This is a genomic window from Caenimonas aquaedulcis (assembly GCF_015831345.1).
GTDB classification, from domain to species: domain Bacteria; phylum Pseudomonadota; class Gammaproteobacteria; order Burkholderiales; family Burkholderiaceae_C; genus Ramlibacter; species Ramlibacter aquaedulcis.
In genome coordinates this window covers 3,017,600-3,040,885 of sequence record NZ_JADWYS010000001.1, presented here as the reverse complement: position 1 = coordinate 3,040,885, position 23,286 = coordinate 3,017,600, and the positions used below count along the sequence as shown (strand labels likewise).

Annotated in this window: 18 protein-coding genes; 8 read left to right on the top strand and 10 right to left on the bottom strand. The window is 68.1% G+C overall.

Features of this window, described 5'->3' with window-relative positions; genetic code table 11:
- Window positions 1-30: 30 nt before the first annotated feature.
- The 4 genes from I5803_RS14560 to I5803_RS14545 all read left to right on the top strand — a co-directional run bounded on the left by I5803_RS14560 (window position 31) and on the right by I5803_RS14545 (window position 7,458).
- Complete coding sequence (locus I5803_RS14560; protein WP_196987061.1) at window positions 31-2,028, top strand: S9 family peptidase; 1,998 nt, start codon at window positions 31-33, stop codon at window positions 2,026-2,028.
- Between the two features lie 85 nt (window positions 2,029-2,113).
- A complete protein-coding gene (locus I5803_RS14555) occupies window positions 2,114-2,791 on the top strand; it encodes a haloacid dehalogenase type II (RefSeq protein ID WP_196987060.1) in 678 nt (225 codons plus the stop codon).
- Between the two features lie 13 nt (window positions 2,792-2,804).
- Window positions 2,805-5,003 (top strand): malate synthase G, encoded by a 2,199-nt coding sequence (locus I5803_RS14550; RefSeq protein ID WP_196987059.1) that lies wholly within the window; start codon window positions 2,805-2,807, stop codon window positions 5,001-5,003.
- A gap of 115 nt (window positions 5,004-5,118) precedes the next feature.
- The gene (locus I5803_RS14545) at window positions 5,119-7,458 is read left to right on the top strand and encodes a DUF1631 family protein (RefSeq protein WP_196987058.1); all 2,340 of its coding nucleotides are present in this window, start codon (window positions 5,119-5,121) and stop codon (window positions 7,456-7,458) included.
- Between the two features lie 9 nt (window positions 7,459-7,467).
- On the opposite strand, the gene I5803_RS14540 is transcribed toward I5803_RS14545, so the two are convergent.
- The 3 genes from I5803_RS14540 to gstA are packed head-to-tail and all read right to left on the bottom strand — an operon-like array spanning window position 7,468 to window position 9,636.
- Window positions 7,468-8,316, bottom strand: coding sequence for a GNAT family N-acetyltransferase (locus I5803_RS14540; RefSeq protein WP_196987057.1), 849 nt, complete (start codon window positions 8,314-8,316; stop codon window positions 7,468-7,470).
- A gap of 25 nt (window positions 8,317-8,341) precedes the next feature.
- Window positions 8,342-9,025: a glutathione S-transferase family protein gene (locus tag I5803_RS14535; protein WP_196987056.1), complete on the bottom strand. Its 684-nt coding sequence runs from the start codon at window positions 9,023-9,025 to the stop codon at window positions 8,342-8,344.
- Window positions 9,022-9,636: a glutathione transferase GstA gene (gene gstA, locus I5803_RS14530; protein WP_196987055.1), complete on the bottom strand. Its 615-nt coding sequence runs from the start codon at window positions 9,634-9,636 to the stop codon at window positions 9,022-9,024. The genes I5803_RS14535 and gstA overlap by 4 nt, the downstream gene beginning before the upstream one ends.
- A gap of 72 nt (window positions 9,637-9,708) precedes the next feature.
- Between gstA and I5803_RS14525 the strand changes: the two genes are divergently transcribed.
- Genes I5803_RS14525 through I5803_RS14510 form a run of 4 tightly spaced genes read left to right on the top strand, consistent with a single transcriptional unit; the run spans window position 9,709 to window position 13,108 of the window.
- Complete coding sequence (locus I5803_RS14525) at window positions 9,709-10,608, top strand: LysR family transcriptional regulator (RefSeq protein ID WP_196987054.1); 900 nt, start codon at window positions 9,709-9,711, stop codon at window positions 10,606-10,608.
- A 30-nt stretch (window positions 10,609-10,638) separates the two neighbouring features.
- A complete protein-coding gene (locus I5803_RS14520; RefSeq protein WP_196987053.1) occupies window positions 10,639-10,875 on the top strand; it encodes a cysteine-rich CWC family protein in 237 nt (78 codons plus the stop codon).
- Window positions 10,872-12,338 (top strand): DHA2 family efflux MFS transporter permease subunit, encoded by a 1,467-nt coding sequence (locus I5803_RS14515; RefSeq protein WP_354001665.1) that lies wholly within the window; start codon window positions 10,872-10,874, stop codon window positions 12,336-12,338. Before I5803_RS14520 ends, I5803_RS14515 begins: the two co-directional genes overlap by 4 nt.
- A 5-nt stretch (window positions 12,339-12,343) precedes the next feature.
- Window positions 12,344-13,108, top strand: coding sequence for a class II glutamine amidotransferase (locus I5803_RS14510; RefSeq protein WP_196987052.1), 765 nt, complete (start codon window positions 12,344-12,346; stop codon window positions 13,106-13,108).
- Window positions 13,109-13,232: 124 nt separating this feature from the next.
- On the opposite strand, the gene gshB is transcribed toward I5803_RS14510, so the two are convergent.
- The 7 genes from gshB to rocD form a co-directional block, all read right to left on the bottom strand.
- Window positions 13,233-14,180 (bottom strand): glutathione synthase, encoded by a 948-nt coding sequence (gene gshB / locus I5803_RS14505; protein ID WP_196987051.1) that lies wholly within the window; start codon window positions 14,178-14,180, stop codon window positions 13,233-13,235.
- A gap of 66 nt (window positions 14,181-14,246) precedes the next feature.
- Window positions 14,247-16,115: a potassium transporter Kup gene (locus I5803_RS14500; protein ID WP_196987050.1), complete on the bottom strand. Its 1,869-nt coding sequence runs from the start codon at window positions 16,113-16,115 to the stop codon at window positions 14,247-14,249.
- Window positions 16,116-16,243: 128 nt separating this feature from the next.
- Window positions 16,244-17,539 (bottom strand): glutamate--cysteine ligase, encoded by a 1,296-nt coding sequence (gene gshA, locus I5803_RS14495; RefSeq protein ID WP_196987049.1) that lies wholly within the window; start codon window positions 17,537-17,539, stop codon window positions 16,244-16,246.
- 104 nt (window positions 17,540-17,643) lie between these two features.
- Window positions 17,644-18,660 carry a DUF6352 family protein gene (locus I5803_RS14490; protein WP_196987048.1) on the bottom strand — a complete coding sequence of 339 codons (1,017 nt, stop codon included), beginning with the start codon at window positions 18,658-18,660 and terminating at the stop codon, window positions 17,644-17,646.
- Window positions 18,657-19,937, bottom strand: a complete 1,281-nt coding sequence (locus I5803_RS14485; RefSeq protein ID WP_196987047.1) for a glutamate-5-semialdehyde dehydrogenase — start codon at window positions 19,935-19,937, stop codon at window positions 18,657-18,659. Before I5803_RS14485 ends, I5803_RS14490 begins: the two co-directional genes overlap by 4 nt.
- A 10-nt stretch (window positions 19,938-19,947) precedes the next feature.
- Window positions 19,948-21,012, bottom strand: a complete 1,065-nt coding sequence (holA, locus tag I5803_RS14480) for a DNA polymerase III subunit delta (RefSeq protein WP_196987046.1) — start codon at window positions 21,010-21,012, stop codon at window positions 19,948-19,950.
- A 9-nt stretch (window positions 21,013-21,021) separates the two neighbouring features.
- Complete coding sequence (rocD, locus tag I5803_RS22435) at window positions 21,022-23,220, bottom strand: ornithine--oxo-acid transaminase (RefSeq protein WP_196987045.1); 2,199 nt, start codon at window positions 23,218-23,220, stop codon at window positions 21,022-21,024.
- Window positions 23,221-23,286 lie beyond the last annotated feature (66 nt).

Below are 23,286 nucleotides of genomic sequence, written 5' to 3'. Positions count from 1 at the left end.
TGCAACCCGGCGCCAATCGAGGAGCCCGCCATGACATCCGTCCCCTACTCGCCCGCAGACCACATCGCGGTGCGCCGCGTCGGCGGCATCGCGGCTTCACCCGACGGGCGCTGGCTCGCCGTGGCGGTGCAACGCCTGGACCGCGATGGCGTGAAGTACCTGTCCGATCTGTGGAAGGTGCCCACCGACGGGTCCGCGGCGGTGCAGCTCACGCGCGGCGAGACGAAGGACGCCGCGCCGTGTTTCCGGCACGACGGGGCGCTCGGCTTCCTCTCCAATCGCCAGCCCAACGAGATAAAGCCGGACGAAGACGCCGAGAAGCGCATGCAGGTGTGGCTGCTGCCGGCCGAAGGCGGCGAGCCGCGCCAGCTCACCGACGAGCCGCTGGGTGTGGAAGGCTTCCGCTTCGCGGCGCGCGCGGACCGCATGGTGCTGTTCGCGCCGGTGCTCGCAGGCGTCGCGCACGAGAAGCAGCGCGAGACCGCTTCCGAGCGCGCGAAGAAGGGCACGAGCGCTCGCAACTTCCGCACGCAGCCCGTGCGGCACTGGGACCACTGGCTGCACCAGAACCCGGACCGCGCCAACACGCACCTGATCGTGTGCGACGCGCAGGGCGGGCAACGCAAGGACCTCACGCCCGACGCAACGACCGAACTCGCGATCGAAGCCGAGCTCGACATCGCCGCGGACGGGCTTCGCGCGCTCACGCTGTGGCGCGTGCCGGGTGAAGACCGGATGGACGACCACCACCTCATGGTGTTCGACCTCGAGGCGGGCACGCATCGCCTGCTGCCACAGGGCGGGTCCGTCTCCACGGGTAACGCGCGCTTCGCGCCGGACGGCCGCGCGATCGCCGCGGTGCGCGAGAAGCGCACCCGGGAGCACGTGGTGCGTCCCACGCTCACGCTGTTCGACGACGCCGGCCATGCGCGCGAAGTCGCGAAGACCTGGGACCGCTGGCCGCACATCTGGGGCTGGTCGGCCGACGGCCGCGACCTCCTGGTGACGGCGGACGACGAGGGCATCGTGCCCGTGTTCTCGGTGCGGGCCTCCAGCGGTGAAGTGACCCCGCTCACGCCGCGCGCGAACGGCGGCGGCCACAACGACGTGGTGGCGCTGCCGCAAGGCGGCTTCGCATGCATCCGCTCCACCACGCTCGACGCGCCCGAGTGCTACGTGCACGACGGCAAGCCCGGGAGCGCCACGACGCCGCTGGCGCGCCTGTCGGGATTCAAGCCCGCGAGCGACTGGGCGGAGATCGAAAGCATCACCACCACCTCCACCGACGGCACCGCCGTGCAAAGCTGGATCACGCGGCCCAAGTCCGCACGGGGCGGCAAGAGCCCCGTCCTGCTGTGGATTCACGGCGGCCCGATCGGCATGAGCGGCGATGCGTGGCACTGGCGCTGGAACCCGCTGCTCGCGGTCGCGCAGGGCTACACGGTGGTGCAACCGAACCCGCGCGGCTCCACGGGCTTCGGGCAGGACTTCATCCAGGGCATCTGGGGCAATGTGTGGGGCGGGCAGTGCTTCGAGGACATCATGGCCGTCACGGATGCGCTCGAGGCGCGGCCGGACGTCGACGCCTCGCGCATCATGGCGATGGGCGGCAGCTTCGGCGGCTACATGACCAACTGGCTGGGCACGCAGACACAGCGCTTCCGCTGCCTTGTCACCCACGCGAGCATCGTCACCATGGCGAACTTCACCGGCGTCACCGACCACCCGGGTTACTGGTACTTCGCGATGGGCAGCGAGAACCCGTACGAGGACCCGCTCGCCTTCGACCGCTATGCGCCGATGCGCCACATCGCCAAGTGGAAAACCCCCGCGCTGGTCATCCACGGCGAGCAGGACTACCGCTGCCCGGTCGGCGAGGGCCTGATGCTCTTCGAGGCGCTGCAGTACCACGGCGTGGACAGCGAACTCATGGTCTTCCCGGACGAGAACCACTGGGTCCTCAAGCCCAAGAACGTGGTGGCCTGGTATGAGAACATCCTGCGATTCGTGGCCACGTACATGAAGTGAACTCGGCCATTACCCTCAAATAAGTCACGGATACATCGCCTTTCCGCTTCTTAATCTTCGCCCAGGTTCCTAATACAGTCGTGGGGTGGAAAAACCCAAGGCTGTCCTGTTCGACGCTTACGGCACGCTGTTCGACGTGTACAGCGTGGGCCTGCTCGCGGAACAGCTCTTCCCGGGCCACGGCGCCGCGCTCGCAACGCTCTGGCGCGACAAGCAGATCGAATACACGCGGCTCGTCACGACGAGCAACCATGGCGAACACTACCGCCCGTTCTGGGACCTGACGCGAGCCGGCCTTCGCTACGCGTGCAAGCGCCTCGCCCTGGACCTGTCCCAGGACCATGAAGAGCGGCTGATGAACCAGTACCGGCACCTCTCGGCCTTTCCCGAAAACAAGGAAGTGCTCGCGGCGCTGAAGGCGAAGGGCGTCGTCACCGGCATCCTGAGCAACGGCGATCCGCAGATGCTGGGCGTGGCCGTGCGCAGCGCGGGGCTCGACGGCCTGCTCGACCACGTGCTCAGCGTGGACAGCATCCGCAAATACAAGACGCACCCGGCCGCCTACGCGCTCGGGCCGAAGGCCACCGGCTTCGACGCGAAGCAGATCGCCTTCGTGAGCTGCAACGGCTGGGACGCGCTCGGCGCGACCTGGTTCGGATTTCGCACGCTCTGGGTCAACCGCTACCAACTGCCTTTCGAGGAATTGGGCACGCAGCCCACGCGCACCGGCACGAGCCTGCGCGACGTCCTTGCATTTTTTTGAGGAGAGAGAACCCATGACCACCGCCAGAACCACCGCCCACGGGCTGCAAGTCGCGACCGAACTGCACCGCTTCATCGAAGACGAAGTGCTGCCCGGCACCGGCGTCAACGCAGCCGCGTTCTGGAAGGGGTTCGACGCCGTGGTGCGTGACCTCGCGCCCAGAAACATCGCGCTGCTCGCCGAGCGCGACCGCCTGCAGACGGAGCTCGACACCTGGCACAAGGCCAACCCCGGCCCGATCCGCGACATGGGCGCCTACCGCGCGTTCCTCGAGCAGATCGGCTACCTCGTGCCCGCACCGAAGGGCGCGAAAGCGACCACGGCCAACGTCGACGCCGAGCTCGCGCTGCAAGCCGGCCCGCAGCTCGTGGTGCCGATCCTGAACGCGCGCTATGCGCTCAATGCCGCCAACGCGCGCTGGGGCTCGCTCTACGACGCGCTGTATGGCACCGACGCGATCCCCGAGACCGAGGGCGCCGAAAAAGGCGCGGGCTACAACCCCGCGCGCGGCGCGAAAGTGATCGCCTTCGCGCGCAAGTTCCTCGACGAGTCCGCGCCGCTCGCGACCGGCTCGCACGCCGACGCGACGGGCTACACCGTGCAGGGCGGCAACCTGGTCGTCGGCCTGAAGAGCGCCGGCGCGACGCGCCTGCAGGACCCGTTCCAGTTCATCGGCTACCAGGGCGAAGCCGCTGCGCCGACGTCGATCCTGCTCATGCACAACGGCATCCACATCGACATCCAGATCGACCGCTCGACGCCCATCGGCAAGACCGATGGCGCGGGCGTGAGCGACGTGGTGCTCGAGGCCGCCCTCTCCACCATCCTCGACCTGGAGGATTCCGTGGCCGTGGTGGACGCGCAGGACAAGGTGCTCGCCTACCGCAACTGGCTCGGCATCCTCCAGGGCACGCTGACGGAGCAGGTGACCAAGGGCGGCAAGACCTTCACGCGCGGCCTGAACCCGGACCGCAGGTACAAGGGCCCGAACGGCGGGGAAGTCGTGCTGCACGGGCGTTCGCTCATGTTCATCCGCAACGTCGGCCACCTGATGACGAACCCGGCGGTGCTGTGGGACGGCGGCAAGGAAATCCCCGAAGGCATCCTCGATGCGGTCGTCACGACCGCGATCGCAATCCACGACCTGAAGCGCAAGGACGCGGGCGGCGTGCGCAATTCGCGCACCGGCTCGGTCTACATCGTCAAGCCCAAGATGCACGGTCCGAAGGAAGTGGCGTTCGCGTCCGAGCTCTTCGGCCGTGTCGAAGCCATGCTCGGCCTGCCGGCCAACACGGTGAAGCTCGGCATCATGGACGAGGAGCGCCGCACCAGCGTGAACCTCAAGGCCTGCATCGAAGCGGCCAGCGCGCGCGTCGCCTTCATCAACACCGGCTTTCTCGACCGCACCGGCGACGAGATGCACACCGCGATGTTCGCGGGGCCCATGTACCGCAAGGGCGACATGAAGACCAGCGCCTGGATCCAGGCCTACGAGAAGAACAACGTGCTGGTGGGCCTGTCCTGCGGGCTGCGCGGCAAGGCGCAGATCGGCAAGGGCATGTGGGCCATGCCCGACCTGATGGCCGCGATGCTCGCGCAGAAGGGCGCGCATCCGAAGGCCGGCGCGAACACCGCGTGGGTGCCCTCGCCCACCGCGGCCACGCTGCACGCGTTGCACTATCACCAGGTCAACGTCGCCGAGGTGCAGAAGGAGATGGAGAAGATCGACGCCGACGGCGAACACGACTCGCTGCTCGCGGGCCTGCTGCAGGTGCCGGTCGTCGCGCAGGCGAAGTGGACGGAGTCGGAGCGCCAGCAGGAGATCGACAACAACGCGCAGGGCATCCTGGGTTACGTGGTGCGCTGGATCGACCAGGGCGTCGGCTGCTCCAAGGTGCCCGACATCCACAACGTCGGCCTGATGGAAGACCGCGCGACGCTGCGCATCTCCAGCCAGCACATCGCCAACTGGCTGCTGCATCGCGTCGTCACGCCCGAGCAGGTGCGTGCGACCTTCGAGCGCATGGCCGCGGTGGTGGACGGGCAGAACGCGGGCGATCCGGCCTACCAGCCCATGGCGGGTCACTTCGACACATCGGCTGCGTACAAGGCGGCTTGCGACCTGGTCTTCAAGGGGCTGGAGCAGCCGAGCGGCTACACCGAGCCGCTGCTGCATGCATGGCGATTGAAGGTGAAGGCCGGGACGGCCTGAACTGCGGCCCGGGGTAAATCTTGTGACGGAGTGAATCAATTCGCTCCTTTCGCCACGCTCGCGGCGCGTGCGCAGGTTGTTGCAATTGATGCTTGTGAAGTAACCTGCCATACCTATGGCTGAGCTTCCTGCAATCGTCCGTCCCTGTATCGATGAAGCCGTCGCCCAATCGGCGAGGATGATCGCCCGCGCGATCGACCACGCCGGCGCGCTGCTCGATGAAGAGTTGCGCAAGGGCGGCCCCGCTATCCGGCATGAAGCCGCCGCCGCGGCGCGCGCCTTGCCGGCCCTGCGGGTCGCCTGGTGCGGCGCCTTTCCCTCCGCCCTGCGCGAATCCCTCCTGTCGAACCGCACAGCGCGCACCACTGCGATGGCCAGCCCCTCGTCGCTCACGCTGACGCTGGTCGACGAGGACGAGGTGCTGCAATCCATCGAGGCGTCGCGGCTCGCGCAGCAACTCGCTTCCGCGACCGAGCAGGCGCTCGCGGAACTCGACACGTACATGAGCTCGGCGCTGCAGCTCGATGGCATCCAGCCCGAACTCAATCCGCTGCGCCCCGCGCTCGTCGCGCAGGCGTTGCGCAAGGTGGTGGGCGAAACGCCGGAGGCGCCTGCCGCGCTGTGGTTGCGCCTCATGGCGGAGCCGCTGGCGGCGGATCTGAAGGCGATCTACAAGACCTGCAGCAGGATGCTGGCGGCATCGAACGTGCGGGCGGCGGGCTATCGCGTGGTGACCGGGCCCGCCCCGCTGTCCCCTTCGCGTCCCGCGCCCTTGCAAGCCGCGCCCCCCGCCCCGGGCGTGATCTCGGGATGGGTGGAACTCGCCGCTCGCGCCATCGGTGCGCCGGCCCTGCGCGACTTTCTCTTCGGCGCGGCGCCCCATGCGCAGCAGCCGCTGGCGCCCACCTACTACCAGCAGGTCGACCAGGAACTCGCGGAACTCGAAGCGCGCTGGGACGAGGCGCCGCCAGATCCCGACGCCGCCCGCCGCTACCAGCACCTGCCCGCGGTCGACCGCCCCGCGCGCGAAGTCGGCACCGACAGCCCCCTGAACCGCGAGGTCTGGGGCGCGTACGCCGCGCCGCGCCAGCGCTCGCTCGTGCGCACCCGCCTGCGCAAGCAGGCGAAGCAGCTCGGGCAGGTGATGGGACTGGACGTCGTCAACCAGCTGATCGGGCAGGTCGCGCAGGACCCCCGCCTGCTCGCGCCGGTGCGCGAATCCATCGTCGCGCTCGAACCGTCGCTCGCGCGGCTGGCGATGCATTCGCCGCGTTTTTTCGCGGAACAGCAAAACCCCGCACGGCAACTGCTCGAGGCCGTGGCGCAGCGCAGCTTCAAGTTCAACGACGAGTTCTCCAGCGAATTCCAGGCCTTCTTGACCGAAGTCACCGCCAGCTTCAACGCGCTCAACCAGGTCGAGGCCCTGGACGATGCGCACCCGTTCGAGAGCGAGCTCGCGCGCCTGTCGAAGCAGTGGGCGCGGCAGGACGAAGCCGAGGAGAGCCAGCGCCGGCAGCTCGTGCAGGAGGTGGAGATCGCCGAACAGCGCCAGGCGGCCGCCGACCAGATCGCCTGGGACCTGAGCCAGCGCAGCGACCTGGACGGCGTGCCGTCCGTGGTGCAGGACTTCATCTTCGGCCCCTGGACGCTGGTGATCGCGCATGCGCGCATCGCCAGCGGCGGCACGCAGATCGATCCCGGCGGCTATACCGGCGTCGTGACCGACCTCCTGTGGAGCGTCAAGCGCGAGCTCACGTTGCGCGACCCGGCCCGGGCCTTCGAGGCCTTGCCGCGCGTGCTCTCCAAACTGCGCGAAGGCCTGGACCTGCTCGGGCACCCGCCGTCCGAAACCGAGACCTTCTTCAAGGCGCTCGAGCGCCTGCACCGCCCGGTGATGAAGCTGCGGGCCAAGCAACGCGGCTTGTCGCTGCGCGACGACCTCGCGGGACCGGTCGACGACGATCTGCGACCCGCGCCCGCGCAAAAGCCGCAGGCCCGCGAAGAGATGTGGCTGCGCGAGGCCGAGTTGCGCGCATGCGGATTCGAGGACACGCTGCCGAGCGACTACGCCGAGCTCGAACCCGCGGCGCGCAGACCATCCTCGCCGACGGCGGCGCCCGCGAGTGCTTCGGTCACGCCGATCGCGGTGACGCGCGCGGCCGGCGTGGCACTCGCGCCCGCACAGGCGGATGCGATCATCGAATCCATCGCGGAAGGCTCGCTGGTCGACCTCTTCAGCAAGCAGCGCTGGCACCGCGCGCGCCTGAGCTGGGTGAGCACCAGGCGCCAGCTCTTCATGTTCGTGAGCCACGGCGGCCGGCCGCATTCGATGACGCGGCGCAGCCTGCGGGCCCTCGTCGTCAACCGGCTGCTCCGCCCGGTCGACGCGCATGACGTCGTGCAGCACGCGCTCGACGCGCTCGCGCAGCCCCGGGCCGAACCGCTCGCCGCCTGAGCGGGCCGCCTAGAGCGGCCTTCGCATCAGCACCTGGTGCAGGGGCTGCCGCGCGAAGCCGAGACGCTCCAGCGCCGCGCCGCCCACGTCGTGCCGCTGGAGCTGCGGCACGACGATCTTCTGTCCGGCATGGTGCTGCAGCAGCGACCCGACCAGCTTCTGCGCATCGGCCTGCGATGCGTCCATGTCCACCAGGCTGCTGATCGAAACGCCCGCGTCTGTCGTCGTGCAGACCATCTGCGCGCGGCCGATCCGCAACGCTTGCAGGGGCGTCGTCCGCGCGCGCAAGGACACGTCGGTCACCTGCAGCGGCAAGTCGCCGCGCTCTCGGCTCGCGGCGGCGAGCCATGCGTACGCATCCTCGAGTGCGACGGTTTCAGCGGCACTCACCAGCGGCATGCCGTCCTGCAAGGCCTGCGGCTCGCGCACGTAGCCGAACAACTCGGCGACGGACTCGAACCCGCGGCCGCGGTACAGGCGCAGTGCCCTTTCGTTCTGCGCGAAGCATTCGAGTTCGGCCGTGCGCATGCCGGCTTGCCGTGCACGGTCGAGGAAATCGTCGAGCAAGGCGCGCGCCGCGCCGCTGCCGCGCGCCGCGGGCAGCGCACCCATGGTGGCGAGGCGCCAGCTCCGCAGTTCCGGCCTTGGCGCGACCAGCGAGAAGGCCACGATGCCCCCGTCCACCAGCGCGACCCGGCATGCGTCGAGGTCTGCGCCTTGGGAAGCGAGGAAGCTTTGCCACGCCGGCAACGCCAGCTTGAAAGGCCCGATCAGGTAATCGGCGAAAGCCGCCGTGAAGGCGGCGTGCAAGTCGGCCGGCGGCAGCGACGCCGCCGGCGCGATGTGAGGGACTGCCATGGGCGCGAGTATCGCCCAGCGCGGCTCAGCCGAGCCGGCCTGCGATGCGCCGCGACAGCGCCGATCCGCGTTCGACCAGGAAGCGCGTGAGCCGGTCCGCGTAGTCGCGGCCCACGGCCTCGCGCACCGAAGGCCGCGCCGCGAGCGCGGCACGCCAGGCGCGCACTTTGGGCAGGCCTTCGAACAACGGCGGTTCCCCGAGCTGCTCGAACACGTCGAAGTAGCGGAACACCGGCCCGAACACCGCGTCGACGATGCAGAAGCGCTCGCCATTGAAAAACGGCCCGGCCTCCGGCAACACCGCTTCCAGTTGCGCAAAGCGTGCCCGCAGCTCTTCGCGCTTCGCGAGCAGCGCGGGTTCGTCCGGCGCGTTGTAGAACGCGCCTATCGTGTTGAGCAGGCTCGAGCCGAACTCCATCCAGGCGCGATGCCTCGCGCGGTCCAGGGCATCTTGCGGATGCAGCCGCGGCGCGAGCACGTCGTCGAGGTACTCGCAGATCACCGCGGATTCGAAGAGCGCATCGCCCTCCACCAGCAGCACCGGGGTCTTGCCCAGCGGCGACACCGCGCGGAACCACTCTGGCTTGTCCGCGAGGTCCACGTAGCGCCGTGCGAACGCCACGCCTTTTTCCTGCAGCACGATGGCCGCGCGCTGCACGTAAGGGCACAGGTGATGGCTCACCAGCGTGAGCGCGGGCGCCGCGCTCATGACTTCACCGGGCGCTCGGCGTCCAGCGCCGCGCGCACGGCGGGCCGGGCGGCGATGCGCGCGAGCCAGGCCTGCAGGCGCGGGTAGGGCTGCAGGCTCATCCCGAGCATGGGGGCCCAGCTCACGATGGTGAACCCATACGCGTCCGCCACGGTGAAGTGATCGCCCGCGATGTAGTCGCGCTGGCCCAGCACCTCGTCCAGTTCCGCGAAACGCAGCGCGATCTTGTCCTTGCAGGCCTTGCGCGTGGACTCGGCAGTGTCCTTGTGCCAGAGCCAGGGGCTGAACACCTTGTGCAGCTCGCTGGACACGAAGGTCAGCCATTCGTTGACGCCGAGGCGGGCGCGCGCACCCACCGGCGGCATCAGGCCCTTGGCGGGCACGAGGTCGCCGATGTATTGCAGCAAGGCCGCGACCTCGGTATGGCGGCTGCCGTCGTCCAGCTCGAGCAGCGGCACGTAGCCGCGTGGGTTGATGGCGTGGTAGTCCGAACCGTCCGCGAGACGGTGCGTGGTGAGGTCGACCTGCGCGAGTTCCGGCGTCAGGCCGGCTTCACGCAGGGCGATGTGGACGGCCTGCGAGCAGGCGGAAGGGGCGAAGTAGAGCTTCATGGCGAATCCTTGGGTTTGCAGTGAGGGGAAGCAGAATGTAGGATTGCGCGCGTGCAATGAAAATAGGCACCTATGAAATCTTCCATTGCATCGACGCAATACACGCTGACCGCGTCCGACCTCGACGTCCTGCTGGCGCTCGTGCGTGGCGGCACGCTCGCCGGCGCGGCGTCGCGCATCCACGCCGATGCGTCCACCGTGTTTCGCTCCGTGCAGCGCATCGAGCGGCAGCTGGGCCAGCGCCTCTTCGAACGCACGCGCCAGGGCTACCTGCCGTCGGAGACGATGCTGGAGATCGCGGGGCACGCGGAACGCATCGAGTCCGAACTCGAACTCGCACGGGCCGCCGCGCTGTCGCCGAACCAGGAGGTGATCGGCCGCGTGCGCGTGACGACCGTCGACGCGGTGCTGCGTGGCCTGGTGCTGCCGTGCATGGCCTCGCTCGCCGCACGCCACGCGTCGCTCCAGCTTGAACTGCGCACGACGAACGAGCTGATGAGCCTCTCGCGCCGCGACGCCGACCTCGCGCTGCGCGCCATCATCCCCGCGAGCAAGCCGCCGGGACATCTCGTCGGGCGCCACCTCGGCGCGATCCGCTTCGTCGCGTGCGCGTCCCGCGCGATGCCCACGGCGCATCGCAAGCGTGCGCTCGATGCGCATCCATGGATCGCGCCCGACGACGCCCTGCCCGACCACCCTTCCGTGCGCTGGCGGCGCAAGCACCTCGCGAAAGCCGTGCCGCGCGTGCTGGTGGATGACGACGTCAACGTCCTCGATGCGATCAAGGCTGGCGCGGGGGTCGGCGTGGTGCCGCTGTTCCTGCTGGCCCAGGAGCCCCAGCTCGTGGCGTTGACGGGCCCGCTGGAGGATTGCGAGTCGCAGCTGTGGCTGCTCGCGCATCCGGAATCGCGGCACTTGCGGCGCATCGCCGCGGTCTACCAGCACCTGGTCGAGCACATCGCGCTCCCCTGAACCGTGGCGGGTCGCTAAACTGGCCTGCTGATGACCACTCCCATCGATCCCTCGCGCTGCCCCCTGTGCGGCGGCGCGAACCAGTGCGCGATGGAGATCGCGCGGGCCACCGGCGGGCAGCCGGGCACCTGCTGGTGCGCGGGCGTGGACTTCCCTGCCGAGCTGCTGGCGCGTGTGCCGGCGGACGCGCGCCACCAGGCGTGCATCTGCGCGGCCTGCGCGGCGTCCCAGGCGTCCCTTGCCGCCGCGTCATCGGGACGCGCGTGAGCACCTCCGGCCTCGCCGCCCTGCAGGAGCGCCACGGCGCGCGCTACCGCTGGCTGCTGCTGCTCTCGCTGATGGTGGGCACCATGGCGTCGAGCATGTCCTCGACCATCGTGAACGTCGCGATCCCCGACATCAGCCATTACTTCACGCTCGGCCAGGAACGCGTGCAGTGGGTCACTTCGGGCTTCATGATCGCGATGACCGTCTCCATGCTTACCACGCCGTGGCTGCTGGGGCGCTTCGGCTACCGCAAGACCTACGCGGGGACCATGCTGCTGCTCATGGGCGGCGGACTGCTCGGGGGGTTTTCGAGCCGCTTCGACCTCGTCCTGGTCGCGCGATTCGCCGAAGGCCTTGCCGCGGGCGTCGTGCAGCCGATCCCCGCCATCGTCATCCTGCGTGCGTTCGAGCAGCGCGAGCAGGGGCGCGCGAGCGGCCTCTTCGGGATGGGCGTGGTGCTGGCGCCCGCGCTCGGCCCGAGCATCGGGGGCTTGCTCGTGGACCTCTTCGGCTGGCGGTCGATCTTCTTTTTGGTCGTGCCCTTCTGCCTGCTGTCGTTGTGGCTCGCGTGGAAATTCGTACCCGACAGCGCTCCAGGAGGGGTCGCGGCGCAGCGCGGCAACCGGCTCGACTGGCTCGGGCTCGCGATTGCCGGCGCGGGCACGCTGTGCCTGTTGAACGGGCTGGTGGAACTGCACGGCGGCGCGGCCTCCGCCTATGTGCTGCTGGCGGCGGCCGCCGCGGCGCTGGTCGGCTTCCTGCTGTGGCAGCGGCGGCGCAAGGCCGTGGGCGCCGAGCCGCTCATGGACCTCTCCCTCTTCGAGCACCGCACCTTCACCATGGGCAGCATCGTCGCCTTCATCTACGGCACCGCGCTCTTCGGCTCGACCTACCTGCTGCCCGTCTACATGCAACTCGGGCTGGGCCTGTCCGCGTCGTACGTCGGCACGATCCTCATGCCGGCGGGCCTCGTGCTCGCGGCCACGATTGCGCTGGTCGGGCGCCTCGCCGACAAGCACCCGACGCACATCCTCGTCACCACCGGCCTCGCGCTGCTCGCGGCATCCTTCGCACTGATGCCCACCATCGGCATCGGGACGGGCCTGTGGCTGCTGGTGGCCTGGGCCGTGCTCGGCCGCATCGGCTTGGGCTTCATCCTGCCCTCGCTCAACCTCGGGTCGATGCGCAGTTTGGAGCGCAGCCTGATCCCGCAGGGCTCGAGCACGATCAACTTCCTGCGCATGCTCGGCGGCGCCACCGGCGTGAGCCTGTGCGCGATCGTGCTGGAGTGGCGCATCGCCGCGCACGGCGATTCGCTCGCGAACCGCGCGACGAGCCCGGCGCGCCTCGCGGCCTTCAACGAATCGTTCTGGATGCTGGCCGTCATCTGCGCCATCGCAATGGCGGCCGCATGGCGATTGCGCGCCAACGACACCACGGCCCCGGCGCAGGCTGCAAAATAACTCCCATGTGCCAGCTTCTCGGGATGAACTGCAACACGCCCACGGACGTGACCTTCAGCTTCAGCGGGTTCGCCCAGCGCGGCGGCCGCACGGACCACCATGCCGACGGGTGGGGCATCGCGTTCTTCGAAGGTGCGGGCCTGCGGCACTTCGTGGATCACCAGCCGGCCTGCGAATCGCCGGTGGCCGAACTCATCCGCCGCTACCCGATCAAGAGCCGCAACGTCGTCGCGCACATCCGCAAGGCGACGCAGGGGGCGGTGGCGCTGGAGAACTGCCACCCTTTCGTGCGCGAGTTGTGGGGCCGCTACTGGGTGTTCGCGCACAACGGCAACCTCGAGAACTACCATCCGCGCATTCACGCGAGCTTCCGCCCGGTAGGCGACACGGACAGCGAGCGCGCGTTCTGCTGGCTGATGCAGGAACTCGCGAAGTCGCATGCCGGCGTGCCGAGCGTACAGGAACTCACCCTTACCCTGCGCGAACTCACGCCGCGCATCGCGAAGCACGGCACCTTCAACTTCATGCTGTCGAACGGGCATGCGCTGTGGGCCCACTGCTCGACCAACCTGTTCTACGTGGAGCGCAAGCACCCGTTCGCCCATGCGCAACTCGCGGACGACGACATGAGCATCGATTTCTCCCGCAACACCACTCCGCAGGACCGCGTGGCAGTGGTCGTGACCGCGCCGCTCACGACGAACGAGGAGTGGACGGCGTTCGTGCCGGGGGAGCTGCGGGTGTTTCAGGACGGCTTCAGTACTTCATAACTTGGCCGGACGCAGAATTCGCAGAAGTTGCGCAGAATGAAGCCCAGAACAATTCAAGTATTTTTCTTGAATTTCTTCTGCGTCACTTCTGCGAATTTTGCGTCCGGCCAAGTCCGCCTTCGAACTAGCCGGCGAGCGCCGCCTCCAGCGCATCGATGAACATCGCCGGCACATCGAAGCCGGCCTGGTCGTGGATCTCCTGGAAGCAGGTCGGGCTGGTCACATTGATTTCCGTCAGCCAGTCCCCGATCACGTCCAGGCCCACCAGCAGCAGGCCGCGTGAGGCGAGCACCGGGCCGATGGCATTGGCGATCTCCAGGTCGCGCGCCGACAACGGCTGCGCCACGCCCTTGCCGCCCGCCGCGAGGTTGCCGCGGATTTCGCTGCCCTGCGGGATGCGCGCGAGGCTGAAGGGCACCGGCTTGCCGCCGATCACCAGCACGCGCTTGTCGCCCTTGGCGATCTCCGGCAGGAAGCGCTGCACCATGATGGTCGTGGTCCCCTCCTGGTTCAGCGTCTCGATGATGGAGCCGAGGTTCAGGCCGTCGGCGCCCACGCGGAAGATGCCCATGCCGCCCATGCCGTCCAGCGGCTTGAGGATGATTTCCTGGTGCTCGGCATGGAACTGCTTCACATCGTCGGCGCGCCGCGTCACGAGCGTCGGGCCCGTGAACTGCGGGAACTCCATGATCGCGAGCTTTTCCGGATGGTCGCGTAGCGCGGCCGGCTTGTTGAACACCTTGGCGCCTTCGCGCTCCGCCTGCTCCAGCAGGTGCGTGGCGTAGAAATACTCGCTGTCGAACGGCGGGTCCTTGCGCATGATCACCGCGTCGAACTCGCGCAGGGCGCGCGGTCCCTCCTTGCTCACGCGAAACCAGTCGTCCAGCGCGCCGGTGAGCTCGATGTCCCGAACCATTGCCGTCACCTGGCCGCCCGTGCGCCAGGCCATGTGCCGCGGCTCGCAGGCGGACACGCGGTGGCCGCGGCGCTGCGCCTCGCGCATCATGGAAAAAGTGGTGTCCTTGTAAGTCTTGAAGACTTCAAGCGGGTCTGCAACGAAGAGGATGTTCATCGGTCGGTCGGGTCGCGGTGGCCCCACTGTTGCACAAATCGAAAACCCCCGCTGGAGGCGCGAAACTCAGATTTCTATCTTTGAGCCCAGTTCCACCACGGAGTTGTTCGGCAGGTTCAGGAAGTCCGCCGCCGCGCTCGCGTTGTGGTGCATCTGCGCGAAGAGCTTCTCGCGCCAGGGCGCCATGCCGCTGCCGATGGTGGGGATCACCGTGTCGCGCGAAAGGAAGTAGCTGGTCTTCATCTGCTCGATCTCGCAGCCGCGGCCGCGGATCTGCTCCAGCGCGCGGGGCACGTCCGGATCGTTCTTGAAGCCGTAATGCAGGATCACCTGCCAGCAGTCGTGGCCAAGCGATTCGATCTCCACCCGCTTGTTCATGCCGATCCACGGCACCTCGTGGCTGCGCACCGTGACGAACAGGTTGTGCTCGTGCAGCACCTTGTTGTGCTTCAGGTTGTGCAACATCGCATTGGGCACGGAGCCGGGTTCGGCGGTGAGGAATACCGCGGAGCCTTCGACGCGCGTGGGCGGGTTGACGAACACCGCCTCCAGGAAGCTCTTGAGGTCGATCGCGTCGGCCTTGAGCTTTTCGTTGAGGAGCGCGCGGCCCTGCTTCCAGGTCATCATGAGCGTGAACACCGCGGCGCCGATCGCGACGGGGAACCAGCCGCCCTGAGCGAGCTTGAGCAGGTTGGACGCCCAGAAGGTGACGTCGACGATGAAGAAGATGCCGGTGGACGCGATGCACAGCGCGAGCGGGTACTTCCAGCCGTAGCGGATGACGAAGAAGGTGAGGACGGTGGTGATCAGCATGTCGCTCGTGACCGCGATGCCGTACGCCGCTGCCAGATTGCTCGAAGAGCGGAACATCACCACGGCCACGACGATCGCGACGAACAGCCCCCAGTTCACGAAGGGGATGTAGATCTGCCCCGTCTCGCGCACGCTGGTGTGGCGAATCTGCAGCCGCGGCAGGTAGCCGAGCTGGATCGCCTGCTTGGTGACGCTGAAGGCGCCGGTGATCATGGCCTGCGACGCGATGACCGTGGCCATCGTCGCGAGCAACACCAGCGGCAGCGTGGCCCAGTCCGGGCCCATCATGTAGAACGGGTTCTTCACCGCTTCCGGGTTCTTCAGCAGCAGCGCGCCCTGGCCGAAGTAGTTGAGCGTGAGCGCGGGCATCACGACCGTGAACCACGCGAGGCGGATCGGCTTCTTGCCGAAGTGGCCGAGGTCGGCATACAGCGCCTCGGCGCCGGTCACGCACAGCACCACGGCGCCGAGGATGATGAAGGTGGTGGCGGGGTTGTGCCACATGAAGAGCAGGGCGTGGTGCGGGCTGAGGGCCTTGAGCACCACCGGGTTCGTCACGATGTGCGAGACGCCGAGGCTCGCGATGACGATGAACCACACGAGCGTGATCGGCCCGAAGAAGCGGCCGATGCCCGCGGTGCCGCGCTTTTGCACGGCGAAGAGGCAGAACAGGACGGCCAGCGTCACGGGGATGACGTAGTGCATCAGCGCGGGCGAGACGACTTCCAGCCCTTCGACCGCCGAGAGCACCGAGATCGCCGGCGTGATGACGCCGTCGCCGTAGAAGAGGCAGGTGCCGAAGATGCCGACGACCAGCAGGATCTTGCGCAGTTCGGGCTTGTCCTTCACCGAGGTGGACGCCAGCGCCAGCATGGCGATCAGCCCGCCCTCGCCGTGGTTGTCCGCGCGCAGGACGAGCACCACGTACTTGATCGAGACGATGACGGTGAGCGTCCAGAAGAAGATGGACAGGATGCCGTAGATGTTGGCGGGAGTGAAGGGCACGTGTCCGGAGCTGAACACTTCCTTCATCGCATACAGGACGCTGGTCCCGATGTCGCCATAGACGACGCCAATGGCGCCCAACGTCAGCGCCGCAAGGGAAGATTTCGACTTTTGCACTCAGAGCCCCCGCTCTTGTCGGCCTGGACGCACGGCCGGCGGGGTTCCTTTACCTTTGGGATCGCCATTGTGCGCCCGCCCCGCCCCCGAATTGGGCGATGTTGCAGCGCAGCAACGGGGGCGCGCCCCTAATCGTAGGTCTCCGCGTCGGGGTCGGTGGCTTCGAGCTCGTAGCTCGCGGCCAGCATCGCCAGCCGTCCGATGACGCCGTACATGTAGAAGCGGTTCGGGGCGCTCGCACCCGGCTTCTCGCCCGGCTGAGGTAAGCGCGTACTCTCCGCAAAAGCCAGCGGCACGAAGTGCGCGCCGGGCGCATTGAGGTTTTCGTCGACGCCGCGGTCCGCGTGCACGCGGTAGAAGCCGCCCACGACGTAGCGATCCATCATGTAGACCACGGGCTCGGCCACGGCATCGTTGATGCGCTCGTTGGTGAGCACGCCTTCCTGGATGATGACCTGGTGCACCTGCTGCCCATCCTTGATGACGGACATCTTGTTCTTCGTCTTGCGGTTGAGCTCGTCCAGGTCCTTCACGTCCCGCACGGTCATGATGCCCATGCCGTAGGTGCCGTTGTCGGCCTTCACCACCACGAAGGGCTTTTCGTTGATGCCGTATTCCTTGTACTTCTTGCGGATCTTCGTGAGCAGCGCGTCGACGTTGGTCGTGAGGCACTCCATGCCCGTGCCCTCGGCGAAGTTCACTTCGCCGCACATGTTGAACATCGGGTTGATCAGCCAGGGGTCGATCCCCAGCAGCTTGCCGAAGCGCTTGGAGACTTCCTCGTAGCTCTTGAAGTGGTTGCTCTTCCTGCGCACGGACCAGCCCGCATGCAGCGGCGGCAGCAGGTACTGCTCGTGGATGTCTTCGAGGATGCCCGGGATGCCCGACGACAGGTCATTGTTGAGCAGGATCGTGCAGGGATCGAAGTCCTTCAGGCCCAGGCGGCGCTTGGTCCGCACGACCGGCTCGAGCAGCACCGTGCCGCCTCCGGGCAGGTCGATGGTGGTCGGCTCCTTGATCTCCGGGCTGATCGAGCCGATGCGCACGTTCAGGCCCGCCATGTGGAAGATGCGCTTGAGCTGGGCCAGGTTGCTCAGGTAGAAGGTGTTGCGCGTGTGGTTCTCGGGGATCACCAGGAGGTTCTTGGCCTCCGGGCAGATCTTCTCGATCGCCGCCATCGCCGACTGCACCGCAAGCGGCAGCATTTCGGGGGTGAGGTTGTTCCAGCCGCCGGGATAGAGGTTGGTATCCACCGGCGCCAGCTTGAACCCCGCGTTGCGGATGTCCACCGAGCTGTAGAAGGGCGGCGTGTGCTCCATCCACTCCAGCCGGAACCACCGCTCGATCGCGGGCATGGAATCGAGCACGCGCTGCTCGAGCTCGTTGATGGGGCCGGTCAGGGCGGTGATGAGATGCGGAACCATGCGGCCCTCTTGCCTTCTTGGGGAATATCTGAATATCTGAATATCTGACAGGAATTGTAGGGATTTGAGGGCGACCGTGCCGCTTGCAAGCCCCGGGAGCCGCTTCAGTCCGAGCGGGCAAGCGGCAGGTTGAGCAGCAGGTTCTGCGGCTTGAGCTTGAGGCGCTTGTCCGCGTCCATGCCCATCGCCAGGTAGACGGGGCGCCCGGCGATGCCCGCGCGCATGGCGCCCGGCTCCTCGAAGTCGAGCCGGAACAGGCACAGCATGCCGGCCATGCGATCAGCCGCCACCTCGTGGCCCTGGTACAGGTCGTTCAGCACGGAGGAGGAGACCGCATCGAGCCCGACGTGCCACACCCACTGCTCCTCGTCGATCTCCTTTTCCGGCTGGATGCGCACGGGCGTCCCAAGGAAATGCTTCACCCAGCGCTCCAGCACGCGGCACAAGGCGTCGAGCGCGGGCTGCCCGTGGTTCAGGCTGATGACGAGGTCGTGCGATTCGTCGCGGTCCCAGTAACGCTCCTGCGCATCGGCGTGCAGCACGTCCAGCTCGGCGGCGCGGATCGGCGCGCCGCCATGCTTGAGCAGCTCGCCCAGCGTCCCGAAATTGGCCGCGACAGCGTGGCGCTCCACCGTTTCTTCGTCGGCGGCCATCACCTGCCCGTCGTCCTGGATGGCGATGCGCTGGGTGCGAAACAGCATTTCCGCCACACGCGCCTGCATCGCCGTCGCCCTGGCGCCGAGGATGTGGCGCAGCAGGATCTGCGTGAGCTGGTGGACGAAGAGGGGAGGCACATCCACGCCCTCGCCGCGGAACAGCGCAGCGTAGCTCGCCTCCAGCGTCGGGTGCGCGAGCAGCCGCTCGCGAAAGCGCAGCCAGATCGCGTAGTTGTCGCGGGCGTCGGGGTCTTCGATGGCATCCAGCAGTGCGGCATCGACCACCATCCTCGGCTGCGCCATGAGTGCTTCGTGCAGCGCGAGTTCCTGCGGTCCCGATTCGTTCACTGGCGCCAGCTCCGGCCGCATCAGCAGGCTGCGCAGGAAGTCGTTCGTGACGACCAGGTGGCCTTCGGGGGTGGTGCCCAGCAGCGCATACCCGCTGCCGCGCCAGAAGTCTTTCACGAGCGCAGTTCGCCGTTGCCCAGCACCACCCACTTGAGCGAGGTGAGGCCTTCCAGGCCCACGGGCCCGCGTGCGTGGAACTTGTCGGTGCTGATGCCGATCTCCGCGCCGAGGCCGAACTCGAAGCCGTCGGCGAAGCGCGGGCTCGCATTGACCATCACGCTCGCCGAATCGACCTCGCGCAGGAACCGCTGCGCGTGCATGTGGTCCCGCGTGATGATCGCGTCGGTGTGATGGCTGGAGTAGTGGTTGATGTGCGCGATGGCTTCGTCCAGGCCCGCGACCAACTTGATGCTGATGACCGGCGCGAGGTATTCCTCGAACCAGTCCTGCTCGGTCGCGTCCTTGACGAGCGCGGGGGCGATGGGCGAGATGAGCGCCTTCGCTTCGGCGTCGCAGCGCATCTCCACGCCCTTCGCGGCGAAGACCGCGGCGATCTTCGGCAGGAACGCTTGCGCCGATGCGCGCGCCACGAGCAGGCCTTCGATGGCGTTGCAGGGGCTGTACTTCTGCGTCTTGGCGTTGTCGGCCACGCGCACCGCCATGTCGATGTCGCACGGGTCGTCCACGTAGACATGGCAGTTGCCGTCCAGGTGCTTGATGACGGGGACTTTCGCGTCGCGGCTGATGCGCTCGATCAGGCCCTTGCCGCCGCGCGGAATGATCACGTCCACGTGCTGCGGCATCGCGATCAGCTGGCCGACGGCTTCGCGGTCGGTGGTCTGCACCAGCTGCACAGCCTCGGCGGGCAGGCCCGATTCCGCGAGCGCCTGCTGCACCAGGCGGCCGAGCGCCTTGTTCGAATCGATGGCTTCCGAGCCGCCGCGCAGGATGCACGCGTTGCCGCTCTTGATGGACAGGCTCGCCGCCTCGATGGTGACGTTGGGCCGGCTCTCGTAGATCATGCCGAACACGCCCAGGGGCACGCGCATGCGCCCGACGCGGATGCCGCTGGGCTGCTGCTGCAGGCCGCTGATCTCCCCGATGATGTCGGGCATCGCGGCGAGCTGCTCGCAGCCTTGCGCGACGGTCTCGATGATCTTCGGCGTGAGCTTCAGGCGGTCGACCATCGGCGCGGACAGGCTGGATGTCGCGGCGCGCGCGAGGTCCTTCTCGTTGTCGGTCTGCAGGGAGGCCGCGTTGGCGCGCAGCAATGCGGCCAATGTGCGCAGGGCCTTGTTGCGGGTGGCGGCATCCGCGCGCGCCATGGCGGCACTTGCCTGCCGGGCCTGCAAGCCCAGCGTCTGCATGTATTCGGCGACGTTCAGCGCATTCATCGTGCCCGCATTATCCCCGGGCGGGGGAGACCGTGCATTCGCGGCACAGCGCGAAGGCGAGCCGGTGCAGCGCCTGCCAGCCGTCGCTCGGCCAGTCGGGCGCCTTCAATCCCTTGACGATCCCGTCGACCAGGTGCGCGGAGTGCAGCAGGTTGTCCAGCGACGTGGCGGTGAGCCGCGGCAGCACGCGCTCGTAGAGCCGCTCCTTCAGGCCCCACACGCGCTGCTCCTTCAGGGCCATCGGCAGCGGCCGTCCCGCGGCCATCGCGTCCTTCACGCGCTTGAGCGCGCGGATGTCTTCCGACAGCGTGTAGTGCACCAGCACCTCCGCCTCCCCTTCCGCCTTGAGCCCGTCCAGCATGCGCTGCACGCGCCCGGTTTGGCCGGCCAGGACCGCCTCCGACAGCTTGAACACGTCGTAGCGCGCGACGTTGAGCACGGCGCTCTCCACCTGCTCGAAGCCGAGCTCGCCCGCCGGATACAGCAGCGCGAGTTTCTGGATTTCCTGGTGCGCGGCGAGCAGGTTGCCCTCCACGCGGTCCGCGAAGAACTGCAGCGTGCGCTGGCCTTCGTCGCCCGCGACCACGCGCTGGCCCTGCGCCGCGAGGCGCTGGGCGATCCATTGCGGGAGCGCGGCGCGCTCCACCGGGTCCACCTGGATGGTGACGCCGTTGGCTTCGAGTGCGCCGAACCACGCGCCCCCGCGCGTCACGCGATCGAGCCTGGGCAGGAGCACCAGCGTGAGCGTGCTGTCGTTGCCGCTCGCGCTTTCGGCAAGCTGCTGCAGCGCCGGGCTGCCTTCCTTGCCGGGCTTGCCCGAAGGGATGCGGATCTCGACGATCTGCCGGTCCGCGAAGAGGCTGAGCGAGCCGCCGGCCGCGAGCACCTCGCTCCAGTCGAAGTGCGCGCCGGACACGGTGTGTACCGTGCGTTCCGTGTAGCCCTGCGCGCGCGCCGCCGCGCGGATCGCGTCGGCGGCTTCCTGGATCAGCAGCGGCTCGTCCCCGTGCAGCGTATAGAGGGAGCGCAGCCCCTTTTGCAGGTGGGCGGTGACTTGGGGCGCGGCGAGCTGCATCCGGTGAGTTTAAGCCGCCAGCTTCTCGCCGCCCCGCGTGCGTCCCTTGTAGAGGTTGTCCAGCCGCAAGGTGAGGCAATAGGCCGCGCCGCCCGAGCGATTGAAGGAACCGAGCGGCACCACGTGCACGCGATAGCCCCGCGCTTCCAGCGTGGCGCGCAGCGCATCCGAGCAATGGCACAGCACCACGTCCGCGCCGAAGCACACCGAATTCACGCCCAGGTTCTCCGCGTCCTCCTGCGGCGCCTCGATCAGCTTGTCGCCGACGATGGCGCGGATCTGCGCACGTCCCTCTTCGGTGAAGGCGGCCGGGTGGTACACGACGTCGCCGCCCGAGAGCAGGCAGAACGCCGTGTCGAGGTGGTAGTAATGCGGGTCCACCAGTTCCAGCGAGAAGGTCGGGATGCCGAACGCCTGCTCGATCGTGTGGTGCGCGAAGCGGCTGGAGCGCTGGCCGTAGCCCATCCACATCAGCTTGCGGCCCGCGTCGTAGATCGCGTCGCCCGCGCCCTCGAAGTACACACCCTCGGGCGTGTGCAGGATCGCGTCGATGTCGCCGCGCGCCTTCAGCTGCTCGAACATGCGCTGGCCGTGCGCTTCCTCGCCGGCACGCTCCGCGTTGAGGTAGCGCGCCATCACCGCCTTGCCGTCCAGCACCACCGCGCAGTTCGCGGTGAAGACGAGGTCCGGCAGGCCCTTGACCGCCGGCTTGACCGAGACATGCGCGCCCAGCGATTCGTAGCGCGCGCGCAACGCGTTCCAGCCCGCCAGCGCATCGCGCGACAGGCGCTTCGCGTCGAGCGACCACTGCTCGGGTTTCATCCAGGGATTGATGGCGTAGGCCACCTCGAAGTAATCGGGTGGGCTCATGAGAAGCTGAGGAACGGTGTCCTGGGCTTTCACTCGGGCGGTGACCTCGCTGGGTGACGTCGCGGCAGCCGGTCTGGCTGCCGCTATCGAATTAATAGCTAGCCGCGCGCGTTTGTCAAGCAGGACTTGCCTGAAGACCTGCACCGCGCGGTCGACGAGCGCCTTGGTGATGGTGAGCGGCGGCGCGAAGCGGATCACCGTGTCGTGCGTTTCCTTGGACAGCACGCCGCCCGCGGCGAGCTTTTCCACCAGCTCGCGCGCCGTGGCGTGCGCCGGGTCGATGTCCACGCCGACCCACAGCCCGCGGCCCCGCACGGCGCGCACCAGGGGCGCGGCTTCCGCGGCGACTTCGCGCAGGCGCTTGTTCAGGTATTCGCCCAGCGCCGCGCTGCGGGCCACGAGGTTTTCATCCTCGATCACCTTCAGGCCTTCGAGCGCGACGGCCGCCGCCAGGGCGTTGCCGCCGAAGGTCGAGCCGTGGCTGCCCGGATTGAAGACGCCCATCACCGCGTCGTCCGCGAGGAATGCGCTCACCGGCAGCAGGCCGCCACCGAGCGCCTTGCCCAGGATCAGCGCGTCGGGCCGGATGCCTTCATGTTCGAATGCGAACCAGCGGCCCGTGCGGCCGAGGCCGGATTGCACCTCGTCGATGATCAGCAGCACGTTGTTCTTCGTGCACCACTCGCGCAGCTCGGCGAAGAAGCCTGCCGGCGGAACGATCACCCCGGCCTCGCCCTGGATCGGCTCGACCAGCACGGCGCAGGTGTTGCCCGTCGCCGCCGCGCGCACGCTGTCCATGTCCCCGAAATCGAAATGGGCGAAGCCCGGCGCGAAGGGCCCGAAGCCCGCGCGGTATTCCGGCTCGCTGGAGAAGCCGACGATGGTGCTGGTGCGGCCGTGGAAGTTGCCGCGCGCGACGAGGATCTCCTGCCGGCCGTCGGCGATTCCCTTGACGAAGTGGCCCCAGCGGCGCGCGCACTTGATCGCCGTCTCCACGGCCTCGGCGCCGGTGTTCATCGGGAGCGCGCGCTCGAAGCCCGCGATGGCGCACAGCTTTTCCAGGAAGGGGCCGAGCGTGGTGCCGTGGTACGCACGGGACGTCACGGCCACGCGGCCGAGCTGGCGCTCGGCGGCCGCGACGATGCGCGGGTGCAGGTGGCCGTGGCTGACGGCGGAATACGCACCCATCATGTCGATGTAGGTGCGCCCCTCGACGTCCCAGACCAGGCAGTCGCGCGCATGATCGACGACCACGGGCACCGGCTGGTAGTTGCGGGCGCCCCAGCGGGCTTCCTTGCCAATGAAGTTCTGCGTGGTGCTGACGGTCGATGCGTCCATGAAATGCTCCTGTGGATGCGCCAAGTTTAGGTGCGCTGCCGCTTCGGCAGGCGTGATTCGGCAGCG